The organism is Actinoallomurus iriomotensis (genome assembly GCF_030269445.1).
Taxonomy (GTDB): domain Bacteria; phylum Actinomycetota; class Actinomycetes; order Streptosporangiales; family Streptosporangiaceae; genus Actinoallomurus; species Actinoallomurus iriomotensis.
Genome location: NZ_BSTJ01000007.1, coordinates 108,595 through 120,774, shown reverse-complemented (window position 1 = coordinate 120,774; position 12,180 = coordinate 108,595). Strand labels below are relative to the sequence as shown.

Here is a 12,180-nt window from a genome sequence, read left to right as displayed (position 1 = left end):
CGGGTCTCAGTGGTCGGAGTAGAGTCCGGCACTTATGTAGAAGGCGGCGAGCAGCGTGAAGACGTACGCCTGCACCGCCTGGATGAACAGCTCGAACGCGGTCATGACGATCGTCAGGACCGCACCCAGGACGCCCACCCCGAAGCCGAGCGGGGTGACCTTCTCCCAGAGGAAGTGGAAGCCGACGGTCGCGAAGAGTGCGATCAGCAGGTGACCGGCGAACATGTTCGCGAAGAGCCGCACGGCGTGGGTGAACGGCCGGATGAAGAACGTCGAGACGAACTCGATCGGGATGACGATGATGTAGAGCGCCCAGGGGAGGTCGGGCGGCATCGTCGCGTTCTTCAGCAGGCCGAAGAAGCCTTGGTTCTTGATTCCCACGACCCAGAAGGTCAGGTAGATCAGGACCGCCAACACGAGCGGGAACGCGATGCGGGAGTTGACCGGGAACTGCGCCACCGGCACCACCGACATCAGGTTGCCGAGCCACACGAAGAAGAACACCGGGATCAGCAGACGCATCCACTTTTCCGAGTCCTTGCCCAGGAACGGCCGGCCGATCTCGTCGCGGACGAACATGTACGCGACCTCGCCGACGTTCTGCCAGCCGCGGGGCACGAGCTTCGGCTTCGCGAAGGCGGCCCAGAAGAAGGCGATGACGATGATCATCACCAGGGCGCAGAGCACGATCGGCTTGGCGACGGCGAACGGACCTATGTGGAAGAGGGGCTTCCACTGGAACAGGCCGAGTCCCGGGGCTTCGAAGTCTTTGGCGAGGATGTGCGGGGCACTCACCCGGTTTTCCTTTCGCGGTCGTAGCTCATCAAGGCGGCAACCTTGCTGTCGTCTCGGTGGGCCACGGCTCCGCTCGGCGCGCTCAGCGGCCGTAGCGGACGTAGACCAGGTATCCAGCGAAGACCAGGCCCAGCACCAGGAAGACGGGTAGCAGCGCCGTGACGTCCAGCCAGCGAGCGAGGAGCCAGCCCACGCCGCCGAAGACCAGCATCCCAGCCAGAATAGTGGCGGGGGCGGCCGACACGGCGTTCGCGAACTCGCGGTCTTCCGACTCGGTGGGCAGACGCCCATTTCCAGTCATCGCGCTCCGGACGATAGCAGGCTACCCGCCGCATAGTCATATTGGAGTAGTCCAATGTCATCATGTGCCCGGTTTGCCGAGGTCACGGGATGCGTGGCCTGATTCGACGTACGGCGTGCGGGCGTTGATCGTGGCATTCACCTCGGCGGCGAGCCAGACGATAGTGAGCGAGAGCACAGTCCAGCCGAAGACGTGCGCGTTCCATACCGTCACATGGTTGAGCGCCGCCACCAGCGCGAACACCGCCACCAGTTTGACGAGATAACCCAGCAGCCCGGCCATCATCACAAGTTGTTGCGACAATCTCGAGACATAGCTGACGACGAGCATGCCGAGGGTGAAGAATACGAGTACGAGGGCAACCCCGATGGCCGCGCCCAACGCGCCCTTGCCTCCTGCGAACAGGAGGCCGGCGATGATCGCGACGAGCCCTGCGAGGCCTGTGGGGATCGCGGCGCCACGGAGGATCCGGGCGTCGGTGGACTGCATGAGTGCTCCGGGGTGTTCACACTGTGTTGGCTACTTGCCGCTCGTGAAAGATATCACAAGCTTCTCAGACCCTGGTTTCCGCGTCAAGTTATGGCAAAGTGCGCAGTTCAGGCAGGTTGTCGCGGTCGGTGATCAGACTGCTGCTCCGCCGTCCCGCGACGTCGGCGCCCGTGCGGCCGGAGCTGAGGGAAGGCCATCACGACCAGCGCCGCGATCGCCACCAGGCTCGCCACGCTGAGCACGATCAGCGGTGACTTGACCGCCGAGAGCGCCACCACGCCGAACGAGAACAGCGCCGTCCACAGGTACATGACCAGGGCCGCGCCCCGGTGCGAGTGGCCGAGGTCCAACAGCCGGTGGTGCAGGTGCTTCTTGTCCGGCGCGAACGGCGACCGCCCGTCGTAGGAGCGCCGGACCACGGCCATCAGCATGTCGGCGTACGGCACGACCAGGATCGCGATCGGGATCAGCGGCAGGATCGTGGGGAACCGGTTGATCGACCCGCGCAGCGCGACCGGGTCGAACCCGGAGACGGTGATCATCGAGGTGGCGAGCAGTAGCCCGATCAGCATCGAGCCGGTGTCGCCCATGAAGATCCGGGCCGGGCTGAAGTTGTGCGGGAGGAAGCCGGCGCACATGCCGGCCAGAACGGCCGCGATCAGCGCCGGCGCCGACTGGTGGTCGAGGTGGACGACGACCGTGACCAGGAAGGCGTAGAGGAAGAACGCCATGGCCGACACGCCGACGATGCCCCCGGCGAGGCCGTCGAGCCCGTCGATGAAGTTCACCGCGTTGATCGTGGCGACCACGACGATGATGGTCAGCGGCACCCCGTACGACGGGGGCAGCACGAAGGTCGCGCCGGGCAGCGGGATCCAGGAGATCTGGACGCCGTTCATGATCAGCAGGCCGGCCGCGGCGACCTGACCGGCCATCTTGGTCAGCGCGTCGATCTCCCACCGGTCGTCGGCGATGCCGACCACGACGAGCAGGCCGCCGGCCGACAGCAGGCCGATCCAGGTCGGGCTCTCGGTGAAGACCTTGTGCAGGTGGGGCAGGCGCGAGGCCATGAGCAGGGCGGCCAGCATGCCAGCGAACATCGCCAGGCCGCCCATCCGGGGCGTCGGGATCGCGTGGACGTCGCGGTCGCGCACCGGGGTCATGGCCTTGAACCAGATGGCGATCTTCAGCACCAGGGGCACGAGGAGGTAGGTGACGATCGCGCCCGTCAGGAAGGTGAGGATGTACTCCCTCACTCGTCCACCTCCATGCGACGCGCTGCTTGCCACCCGTTACCGACCGGGCACCAACTCTATTGCTCCCGGCCCACCAGGGAGCGCCGTCCCACAGGTATCACCGTGCGCGACCGCCTCGTCACGTTTCGGCGATATCACAGGCGACGCCGCAGCTCAGCGCGGGTGTTCGCCGGAGCGGCGACGGGAATCCGGCTGGTCGGCGCGTTCGTTTCCGCGCCCGGCGCCATCGAGCTCCGCCGCGGGACCGATCCACGCGTCGAGCTGTACGACACGGCCGACGTCCCGGCCGGCCTCGCGCGAGCGCGCCGCCGCGGGCCCGGGCGTCCATCGGCACTCACGTACCGGCTCCGCGCCTTCGCGGTGGCGGGCGAGCGCGCCGTCGCCCGGCTGAGGGTTCGGCTTCACGGTGAACATCGCTCCTCCATACGCGTCGGCGCTCCTGCTCCCTCCCGCGACGGGAGTCGGGGAAGGCGCCGTCCTGACCGGTTAGATCCGTGCGCGACCGCATTGGTTTGTGCGCGGTGGTCACGAATGCGTCACGTGCCGCCCAGCCGTGTCCCGCACGGCCGCTGACCGGCGTCTTCCGCGGGAAGAAACCGGGGTGCCCGGGCCGCCGTCTTCCGCCCGGAGGAGACGACCTTGGGGGGCCGATGCGGCGTGTCGCGATGACTCTCGTGGCCGGCGTGCTGCTGACCACGCTCCCGCCGGTCACGCCCGCGGCCCGCGCCGACAGCGGCTTCTGGCGCTCGGCCGGCCTGCCCGGCGTGGACGCCTTCGGCGTCTACCGCAGGCGCCCGGCGAAGGTGACGCTGTCGTTCTTCCTCAGAGGCCCGGAGAAGGCCGGCCGTGACCCCGCGGTACGCCTCACCTTCACCGGACGCCACCGGGCCGCCGTACGGGTCGTGGCGCTGCGCCACGGGGGGCCGAGGCGGCGGTGGCACACCGTCGTTTCGGCGAACACCGGCCACCTGTACGCCCAGGAGTGCGTCGGCCGCTGGCGGAAGAAGAGATTCCGGATCGGCAAGTGCGGCGGCTGGCGCCGTCGCTACTGAGCGGGCTTGTCCGCGTCGCCGGACCGCTCCGCCTTCGCCGTCTCTTCCTTGACCGGCTCGTCGGCCTTGGCGGACTCCCCGTCCTTGACCGGATCACCGGCCTTGGCGGGCTCCTCGGCCTTGGCGGGCTCCTCGGTCTTGTCGGACGTTTCGGCGGACTCGGTCGGTTCGGGCTCGTCCTCGTCGCTGAGCAGGACGCCGCACACCTCGCGGAGCCGTGCCTCGGAGATGGCGCCGGCGCGCAGGAGGCGCGGCACCGCTCCGGTCAGGTCGACGATCGAGGAGGGCGCGCCATCGCCGCTCGGCCCGTCGTCGAGGTAGACCTCGACCGAGTCGCCGAGCTGCGCCTCCGCGTCGGCCACGGTGCGGGCCGGCGGGGCGCCGGAGCGATTGGCGCTGCTCACCGCCATCGGCCCGGTCTCCTTGAGCAGCTCCAGCGTGAGCTGGTGCAGCGGCATGCGGATGGCGACCGTGCCCTTGGCGTCGCCGAGGTCCCAGGCGAGCGTGCTGTTGGCCCGGCAGACGAGAGTGAGGGCACCCGGCCAGAACTCGTCCACGAGGTCCTGCCCGTACGTGCCGAAGTCCTCCACGAGCGCCTGGGCCGCGCGCACCGAGCCGACCAGCACCGGGGAGGGCATGTCGCGGCCACGCCCCTTGGCCTCCATCAGCGCGTTCACCGCCGCGGGCGTGAAGGCGTCGGCACCGATCCCGTAGACCGTGTCGGTGGGCAGGACGATCAGCTCGCCGCGCCGTACCGCCGAGACGGCCTCGGCGATCCCCCGGGTGCGTTCCATCGGCTCTGAGCAGTCATAGCTTCGGCTCACGGCCGCCATTCTCCCACCGCCGCGGAGTCCTGCTCACGGGGGTTCAGTCAAGACCCAGGCGGGCGGTGACGAAGCGGTCGCGGCCGGTCAGGTCCTTGTGGTTGCGCATGTCGCGCCAGCCGTGCTCTTCGGCGAAGATCCAGTAGACGGGGTTGCCCTGCAGGTCGCTGTGCTCGACCGCGACCCAGCCGCCGGGGCGCAGCAGCCGCCGCGCGGTGCGCTCGACCACGCGGATCGCGTCGAGGCCGTCGTCGCCGCCGCCCCACAGCGCGGACGGCGGGTCGAAGTCGCGGACGTCCTCCGCGACGTACTCCCACTCCGACATCGGGATGTACGGCGGATTGCTGACCACCAGGTCGACGGTGCCGTCGAGGTCGTGCAGCGCGTCGGCGAAGTCGCTCAGGTGCAGCCGGACCCGGCCGCGCTCGTCCAGCTCCTCGACGTTGCGCGTCGCGTGGACATAGGCCTTGGGGTCCTTCTCGACCGCGTGGACGCGCGCTCGCGGGACCTCCTGGGCGATGGACAGGGCGATGGCTCCCGACCCCGTACCGAGGTCCACGACGAGCGGGTCGCCGACGTCCATCGTGCGCAGCGTGTCGATCGCCCAGCCGGCGACGACCTCGGTCTCGGGCCGGGGGACGAACACGCCCGGCCCCACCCGCAGCTCCAGGTAGCGGAAGAACGCCCGGCCCGTGATGTGCTGCAGCGGCTCACCGGCCTCGCGCCGGGCGATGCCCGCCCAGTACCGCGCGTCGAACGCGGCGTCCGGCACCGTGTGCAGCTCGGCGCGCTTGACGCCGTGCACGAAGGCCGCCAGCTCCTCGGCGTCGGCCCGGGGCGACGGAATCCCCGCGGCGGCCAGGCGTGCCGTCGCGCGGGCGATCTCGTCAGAGAGCAGATGGCTCATGTCATGTCAGGTCAGGTCGCTTGGGCGAGCTTGTGCTCCATGTCGGCGTCCACCAGTGCCTGGATGACATTGTGCAGGTCACCGTCGAGCACGTGGTCGAGGTTGTAGGCCTTGTAGCCCACACGATGGTCGGAGATGCGGTTCTCCGGGAAGTTGTAGGTGCGGACCCGTTCGGATCGGTCCACCGTGCGCACCTGGCTCTTGCGCTCGGCCGCCGCGGCGGCGTCGGCCTCCTCCTGCGCGGCGGCGAGCAGCCGGGCCCGCAGGATGCGCATCGCCTGCTCCTTGTTCTGGAGCTGGCTCTTCTCGTTCTGGCACGACACGACGATGCCGGTCGGCAGGTGGGTGATGCGGACCGCGGAGTCGGTGGTGTTGACGCTCTGGCCGCCGGGGCCGCTGGAGCGGAACACGTCGATGCGCAGGTCGTTCGGGTCGATCTGGACGTCGATGTCCTCGGCCTCGGGCATGACGAACACGCCCGCCGCACTGGTGTGGATGCGGCCCTGGGACTCGGTCGCGGGAACGCGCTGGACGCGGTGCACTCCGCCTTCATACTTCAGGCGGGCCCACACGCCCTCGGTGGACGGGCGGGACTTGACCGCCACGGTGACGTCTTTGTAACCACCGAGATCGGAGGGCTGGGCGTCGATGATCTCGGTCTTCCAGCCGATGCGCTCGGCGTGGCGGAGGTACATCCGCAGGAGGTCGCCGGCGAACAGCGCGGACTCCTCGCCGCCCTCACCGGCCTTGATCTCGAGGATGACGTCCTTGTCGTCGTTGGGATCGCGCGGCACGAGCAGCCGCCGGAGGGTCTCCTCCAGCTCCTCGATGCGCCGGTCGAGCTGGGTCGCCTCTTCGGCGAACGCGGGGTCCTCGGCCGCCAGCTCGCGCGCGGTCTCCGCGTCGTCCTGGGCCGCCGTCAGGTCACGTGCCGCCTCGACGACCGGCCGAAGCTCCGCGTAGCGCTTGCCGAGACGGCGCGCCTCGGCCTGGTCCGCATGTACGGCCGGGTCGGCGAGCCGCTTTTCGATGTCGGCGTATTCGCTGGTCAGATCGTCGAGGTTCACGTCATGTCCTGGTCAGGCGCTGGACGGGCACGGGGCAGACAGGCCGACGCCGACCGGAGAAATGCCTCTCCGGCCGGCGTGGGACGTCTGGCTACTTCTTGTTGCCCGCGGCCTTCTTGCCGAACCGCCGCTCGAACCGGGCCACGCGGCCACCGGTGTCGAGGATCTTCTGCTTGCCCGTGTAGAACGGGTGGCAGTTCGAGCAGACATCGGCGTGGATCGCGCCGTTCTCCGCGGTGCTCCGGGTCTGGAAGGTGTTCCCGCACGTGCACGTCACGGTGGTGACGCCGTAGCTCGGGTGGATGTCAGGCTTCACTACTTCTCCTCGCTTCAGGCGGTCGCCGGGTCATCACCCGGGGGATCCGGGGATGTGAACCGGTACCGCAGCGCGTACCAGTGTGCCAGATAGCACAACATGCCGAGGCCACCGCGCATTCCCCCGCCCGACGCGGCCCGGCCGGCGCCCCCGTGCCCGGCCGGGACCCGCCGGTTCAGCGCCCCACCGGCACCGCGCTGCGCTCCGCGCGGGGAGGCGCCGGCTCCTCGCCGTGGGACACCTGGGGCAGCCGGCCGAGCCAGCGCGGCAGGTACCAGTTGCGCTCGCCGAGCAGGGCCATCACCGACGGCAGCAGCACCGCGCGTACGACGGTCGCGTCCAGCAGCACGGCCACCGCCAGGCCCACGCCCATCTGCTTCATGTCCTGCATCGACAGCGTCGCGAAGACCGCGAAGACGGCCACCATGATCACCGCCGCGGAGGTGACGACGCCCGCGCTGGAACGCACGCCGTGCGCCACCGCGTCCGGGGTCCGCAGGCCCCGGTCGCGCGCCTCGCGGATCCGCGACACCACGAACACGTGGTAGTCCATCGACAGGCCGAACAGCACCACGAAGACGAACAGCGGCATCCATCCCTCGACCGCCCCCACCGGTTCGGTGCCGAACAGGCCCGCGCCCCAGCCGTGCTGGAAGACCGCGACCATGACGCCGTACGCCGCCGCGACCGACAGCAGGTTGAGCAGGATCGAGGTGATCGCGACCGTCAGCGACCGGAACGAGATCAGCATCAGGACGAACGTCACGATCATCACGAACACGAAGACCGGCACGATGTCGGCGTTCAGCTGGTCGTTGAAGTCGACCGAGTCGGCGAGCTCACCGGTCACGTACGCCGTCCCGGCCGCCCCGACCGTCGCGGGCACGATCTGCTCCCGCAGCGTCTTCAGGGCGTGCCGGGAGGTCGCGTTCCTGCCGTCGCCGGCGAGCGGCACGGCGATCTCGGCGACGTTCTGCCGCGCATGGGTGGTCACGGTGGCCGGTGCGCGGAACTCCCCGTCGTGGCCGGTCCGGCTCTTCAGCGCGGAGATGGCCTTCCGTACCTCCGGCGAGCGGATGTCGGCGGCCTTGAGCACCACCTTGGCGGGCGCCGGTCCACCGGGGAACGCCGTGGAGATGTGCTGGTAGGCCTCGAGCGTGGGGGTGCCCTTGGGCATCTCCTGGTCCAGGCCGAGCTGCTGGGTGCGCATGCCGAGGGTCGGCGCGGCCAGGACGAGCATGACGACCGCCGCCAGCACCGCGAAGATCGCCGGACGGGCGAGCACGGGTCGCAGGACGGCCGCCGACACGCCTCCGCTCGTGGCGCGGCGGCCGCGGCGGCGGCCCAGGAACGGGATGCGGCCGAGCTCGACCTTGTCGCCGAGCAGGGACAGCAGCGCCGGCAGCACGGTCACCGAGCCGAGCATCGCGATGAAGACGACCAGGATCGTGGCCAGCGCGAAGCCGTTGAACAGCAGCAGCCCGGACAGGAACATGCCCGCCATCGCCAGCATCACCGTGAGACCGGAGATCAGCACCGACCGGCCGGACGTCGCGGCGGCGATGCGCAGCGCGGTCTGCCTGTCGTGGCCCGCGGCGCGCTCGTCGCGCTCCCGGCGGATGTAGAACAGGCAGTAGTCGACGCCGACCGCCAGCCCCACGAGCAGCATCACCGAACTCGTCGTGTCGAACAGGTGCAACGCGTGGCTGGCCACGGCCAGCACCCCGTTCGCCGCGACGAACGCGGTGAGCGCGAGCCCGACCGGCAGCAGGGCGGCCAGCAGCGCGCCGAACGCCACGAGCAGGATGCCGATGGCGAGCGGCACCCCGGTCCACTCGGCGCGGGCGAAGTCCTTGCTGAGCACGTCGTTCAGCCACTTGCCCCCGCTGGCGTCGCCGAACTGGCCGATCGTCACCTCCGGGTGGGCGGCCCGCACCCGGCCGACGGCGTCCAGGACCGGCTGGACCCGGTCGGCCGCCGTCTCCGGGTCGCCGGTCATGGTGAACCGCACCAGGCCGTCCCGCCCGTCCGCGGAGGTCACGGCGGGTGCGACCGTACCGACGAGGCCCGTGGCCCGTACCGCGGCCGAGACGTCCTTCGCCGCGTCACGCCAGGCGCCGGGCGTACGGCTGTGCACGATCACCATCTCGCCGGCCGGGTCCTTGATCCCGGCGTCGTAGAGGATCTTCTGGGCGCGGGCGGAGTCGCCCGCGGCGTTCTCGTAGGGCTTCATGTTGGCCTGGCCGGCCATTCCGCCGATCACGCTGGCGGCGATCACGAACAGCAGCCAGCCGATGATCGCGGTCTTGCGGTGCCGCACGCTCCAGCCGCCGATCCGGGCGGCGAAGGACGACGGAGGGGCATGACGTCCGCGAACGTGGCTTCTCATGAGCGTCTCCCGACTTTGGGCTTCGCCGAAGACGCTAGGAATCCGCGATGGCCCGCCCCAGCCGCTCAGACCCCCTCCCGGGGTGGTGCCAGTGACACCCCCGGCCGGTCCCTGGCCCCAGTGACCGCGGACGGCACGCTCGCGAGACTCGAGACGGCAAGATAAGGACGGAGACCGGGAGGAACGATGAACATTGGGAGGGCGGCGCTCGCCGCCGTACGCGGACTGGGCCTGGCCCTGCTGGCCATGGTCGGATCGCTGGTGTCCTTCATCTTCTCGGTCGTGTTCATGGCGTTGTCCCTGGTCGGCGTGGGGCTGTTCGTGACGCCGGTCGTCACGGCCGCCGCCCGGTCCTACATGGGGTTGCGCCGCCGGCTCGCCCGCGACTGGTTCGGCGTGGAGATCGAGACGCCGTACCGGCGGAAGCCGGAGTTCCAGAGCGGCGTGCTCGGCGTGCTGGAGCGGTACCGGTGGATCATGAAGGACCCGGCGACGTACCGCGACCTGCTGTGGATGATCACGGATGCCACCGCCGGGTTCGCCATGGCGATCTTCGCCTTCGCGCTGCTCTTCTACGGCCCGTACGGCTGGGTGCTGGCGGCCGGGCTCTGGTACCCGATCGTGCACGCGGACGGCGGCGACTGGTACACCTTCGTGCACGTCACCGGCTTCGGCAGCGCGATGCTCGCCGGCCTGATGGGGTTCGTGTACGCGGGGCTGGGCATCTGGCTGACCCCGCTGATCATGAAGGCGCACGCGCGGCTGGACGCCTCCCTGCTGGGCCCGACGCACGAGCGGGAGCTCGAGATGCGTGTGGAGCGCCTGACCGAGACCCGCTCCGACGCGCTCGACACGCAGGCGGCCGAGCTACGCCGGATCGAACGCGACCTGCACGACGGCGCGCAGGCCCGCCTGGTGGCCATGGGCATGAACCTCGGCGCGATCGAGCACCTGCTCGAACGCGACCCGGAGAAGGCCAGGAAGCTGCTGTCCGAGGCGCGCGAGTCCTCCTCCAAGGCCCTCACCGAGCTGCGCGACCTGGTCCGTGGCATCCACCCGCCGGTCCTGGCCGAACGCGGGCTCGGCGACGCCGTACGGGCCCTGGCCATGGCGAGCCCGCTCACCACCGAGGTGTCGGTCGACCTTCCCGGCGTTCTGGAGGCCCCGGTCGAGTCGGCGGCCTACTTCGCGGTCTCGGAGGTGCTGACCAACGCGGCCAAGCACTCCGGCGCGCAGCGCGTCTGGCTGGATCTCCGGCACGAGAACGGCATGCTCCGTATCATGATCACCGACGACGGCCAGGGTGGCGCGGACATGTCCGGCGGCACCGGACTTCGCGGAATCGAGCGGCGACTCGGTACATTCGATGGTGTCCTCGCGCTGAACAGTCCGGCGGGAGGCCCCACGATCGTGACCATGGAGCTGCCGTGCGCGCTGACCACGCCCCGGCGTTGATGCTGGAGGAGCCGGGATGCGCGTCGTCCTCGCCGAGGATCTGTTCCTGCTGCGGGACGGCCTCGTCCGGCTCCTCGAGGCGTACGACTTCGAGATCGCGGCCGCGGTCGACAACGGGCCCGAGCTGAACCGGGCCCTGGTCACGATCAAGCCGGACGTGGCCGTGGTCGACGTACGCCTCCCCCCGACGTTCACCGACGAGGGCCTGCAGGCCGCCCTCCAGGCCCGGCGCGAGATCCCCGGGCTGCCGGTGCTGGTGCTGTCGCAGCACGTCGAGCAGCTGTACGCCCGCGAGCTGCTGGCCGACGGCAGCGGCGGCATCGGCTACCTGCTCAAGGACCGGGTGTTCGACGCCGACCAGTTCATCGACGCGGTACGCCGGGTGGCCTCCGGCGGCACGGCGATGGACCCCCAGGTGATCTCCCAGCTCCTCGTCCGCAAGTCCCGCGACGAGCCGCTGGGCGACCTGACGCCGCGCGAGCGCGAGGTGCTCGCGCTGATGGCCGAGGGCCGCTCCAACCAGGCGATCGCGCAGCGCCTCGTGGTGACCGAGCGCGCCATCGCCAAGCACACGTCGAACATCTTCTTGAAGCTGGACCTGCCGGTTTCCGACGACGACAACCGCCGCGTCCTCGCCGTCCTGGCCTACCTCAACGGCTCCTGAAGCCGGACCGGCCGTTCAGCTCTGGCCGAGGAAGGCCAGCACCGCCATCACCCGGCGATGGGTGCTGTTGGTGTGCTGGAGGCCGAGCTTGAGGAAGATGTTGGAGATGTGCTTCTCCACCGCGCCGTCCGTGACGACGAGCCTGCGGGCGATCGCCGCGTTGGACAGGCCCTCGGCCATGAGGCCGAGCACCTCGCGTTCCCGCGGCGTCAGCGCCTCCAGCCGGTCGCCGCGACGCCGGCGGCCCAGGAGCTGCGCGATGACCTCGGGGTCGATGACCGTGCCGCCCTCGGCGACCCGCTTGACCGCGCCGAGGAACTCCGCGACGTCGGCGACACGCTCCTTCAGCAGGTAACCGACGCCCTCGGCGCCGCCGCCGATCAGGTCGGTGGCGTAGCGCTCCTCGACGTACTGGGAGAAGACGAGGATGGGCGTGCCGGGCACCCGCTCCCGCACCTGCAGGGCGGCGCGCAGCCCTTCGTCGGTGAACGTCGGGGGCATGCGGACGTCGACGATGACGAGATCCGGCCGGTGCTCCTCGACGAGCGCCATGAGCCCGGCGCCGTCGCCGGAGGTGGCCACCGTCTCGATGCCCTCATCGGCGAGAAGGCGGATCAGGCCTTCGCGCAGCATCACAGCGTCTTCCGCGATCACGACCCGCACGG

The 12,180-nt window shown here is 70.1% G+C and carries 14 protein-coding genes; 3 read left to right on the top strand and 11 right to left on the bottom strand.

Going from position 1 to position 12,180, the window contains the following annotated elements:
- Positions 1-6 precede the first annotated feature (6 nt).
- From atpB to QSK37_RS27175, 5 genes are all read right to left on the bottom strand, one after another.
- A complete protein-coding gene (gene atpB / locus QSK37_RS27195; protein WP_285579649.1) occupies positions 7-795 on the bottom strand; it encodes a F0F1 ATP synthase subunit A in 789 nt (262 codons plus the stop codon).
- An 82-nt stretch (positions 796-877) separates the two neighbouring features.
- Positions 878-1,006 (bottom strand): hypothetical protein, encoded by a 129-nt coding sequence (locus QSK37_RS27190; RefSeq protein WP_349497992.1) that lies wholly within the window; start codon positions 1,004-1,006, stop codon positions 878-880.
- 150 nt (positions 1,007-1,156) lie between these two features.
- On the bottom strand, positions 1,157-1,585 hold the full coding sequence (locus QSK37_RS27185; protein WP_285579646.1) for a Cg1360 family ATP-synthase-associated protein: 429 nt from the start codon (positions 1,583-1,585) through the stop codon (positions 1,157-1,159).
- Positions 1,586-1,692: 107 nt separating this feature from the next.
- Positions 1,693-2,841 carry a glycosyltransferase family 4 protein gene (locus tag QSK37_RS27180; protein ID WP_285626419.1) on the bottom strand — a complete coding sequence of 383 codons (1,149 nt, stop codon included), beginning with the start codon at positions 2,839-2,841 and terminating at the stop codon, positions 1,693-1,695.
- A 153-nt stretch (positions 2,842-2,994) separates the two neighbouring features.
- The gene (locus QSK37_RS27175) at positions 2,995-3,255 is read right to left on the bottom strand and encodes a hypothetical protein (protein WP_285626415.1); all 261 of its coding nucleotides are present in this window, start codon (positions 3,253-3,255) and stop codon (positions 2,995-2,997) included.
- A gap of 251 nt (positions 3,256-3,506) precedes the next feature.
- On the opposite strand from QSK37_RS27175, the gene QSK37_RS27170 reads away from it, so the two are divergent.
- The gene (locus tag QSK37_RS27170; RefSeq protein WP_285626412.1) at positions 3,507-3,893 is read left to right on the top strand and encodes a hypothetical protein; all 387 of its coding nucleotides are present in this window, start codon (positions 3,507-3,509) and stop codon (positions 3,891-3,893) included.
- Here the strand turns inward: QSK37_RS27170 and QSK37_RS27165 are convergent.
- The 5 genes from QSK37_RS27165 to QSK37_RS27145 form a co-directional block, all read right to left on the bottom strand.
- Complete coding sequence (locus QSK37_RS27165) at positions 3,887-4,717, bottom strand: L-threonylcarbamoyladenylate synthase (RefSeq protein ID WP_285626409.1); 831 nt, start codon at positions 4,715-4,717, stop codon at positions 3,887-3,889. The genes QSK37_RS27170 and QSK37_RS27165 overlap by 7 nt on opposite strands.
- A 43-nt stretch (positions 4,718-4,760) precedes the next feature.
- Positions 4,761-5,624: a peptide chain release factor N(5)-glutamine methyltransferase gene (gene prmC / locus QSK37_RS27160; RefSeq protein ID WP_285579636.1), complete on the bottom strand. Its 864-nt coding sequence runs from the start codon at positions 5,622-5,624 to the stop codon at positions 4,761-4,763.
- A gap of 11 nt (positions 5,625-5,635) precedes the next feature.
- Positions 5,636-6,691 carry a peptide chain release factor 1 gene (gene prfA, locus QSK37_RS27155; protein ID WP_285626406.1) on the bottom strand — a complete coding sequence of 352 codons (1,056 nt, stop codon included), beginning with the start codon at positions 6,689-6,691 and terminating at the stop codon, positions 5,636-5,638.
- A gap of 91 nt (positions 6,692-6,782) precedes the next feature.
- Positions 6,783-7,007, bottom strand: coding sequence for a 50S ribosomal protein L31 (gene rpmE / locus QSK37_RS27150; protein WP_285579632.1), 225 nt, complete (start codon positions 7,005-7,007; stop codon positions 6,783-6,785).
- A 175-nt stretch (positions 7,008-7,182) separates the two neighbouring features.
- Positions 7,183-9,396: an MMPL family transporter gene (locus QSK37_RS27145; protein WP_285626404.1), complete on the bottom strand. Its 2,214-nt coding sequence runs from the start codon at positions 9,394-9,396 to the stop codon at positions 7,183-7,185.
- A 186-nt stretch (positions 9,397-9,582) separates the two neighbouring features.
- Here QSK37_RS27145 and QSK37_RS27140 point away from each other — a divergent pair, with 186 nt between their 5' ends.
- Both QSK37_RS27140 and QSK37_RS27135 read left to right on the top strand, forming a co-directional pair.
- The gene (locus QSK37_RS27140; RefSeq protein ID WP_285626401.1) at positions 9,583-10,851 is read left to right on the top strand and encodes a sensor histidine kinase; all 1,269 of its coding nucleotides are present in this window, start codon (positions 9,583-9,585) and stop codon (positions 10,849-10,851) included.
- Between the two features lie 16 nt (positions 10,852-10,867).
- Positions 10,868-11,515: a LuxR C-terminal-related transcriptional regulator gene (locus QSK37_RS27135; protein WP_285579627.1), complete on the top strand. Its 648-nt coding sequence runs from the start codon at positions 10,868-10,870 to the stop codon at positions 11,513-11,515.
- Between the two features lie 15 nt (positions 11,516-11,530).
- On the opposite strand, the gene QSK37_RS27130 is transcribed toward QSK37_RS27135, so the two are convergent.
- Positions 11,531-12,178 carry a response regulator transcription factor gene (locus tag QSK37_RS27130; protein ID WP_285579626.1) on the bottom strand — a complete coding sequence of 216 codons (648 nt, stop codon included), beginning with the start codon at positions 12,176-12,178 and terminating at the stop codon, positions 11,531-11,533.
- Positions 12,179-12,180 lie beyond the last annotated feature (2 nt).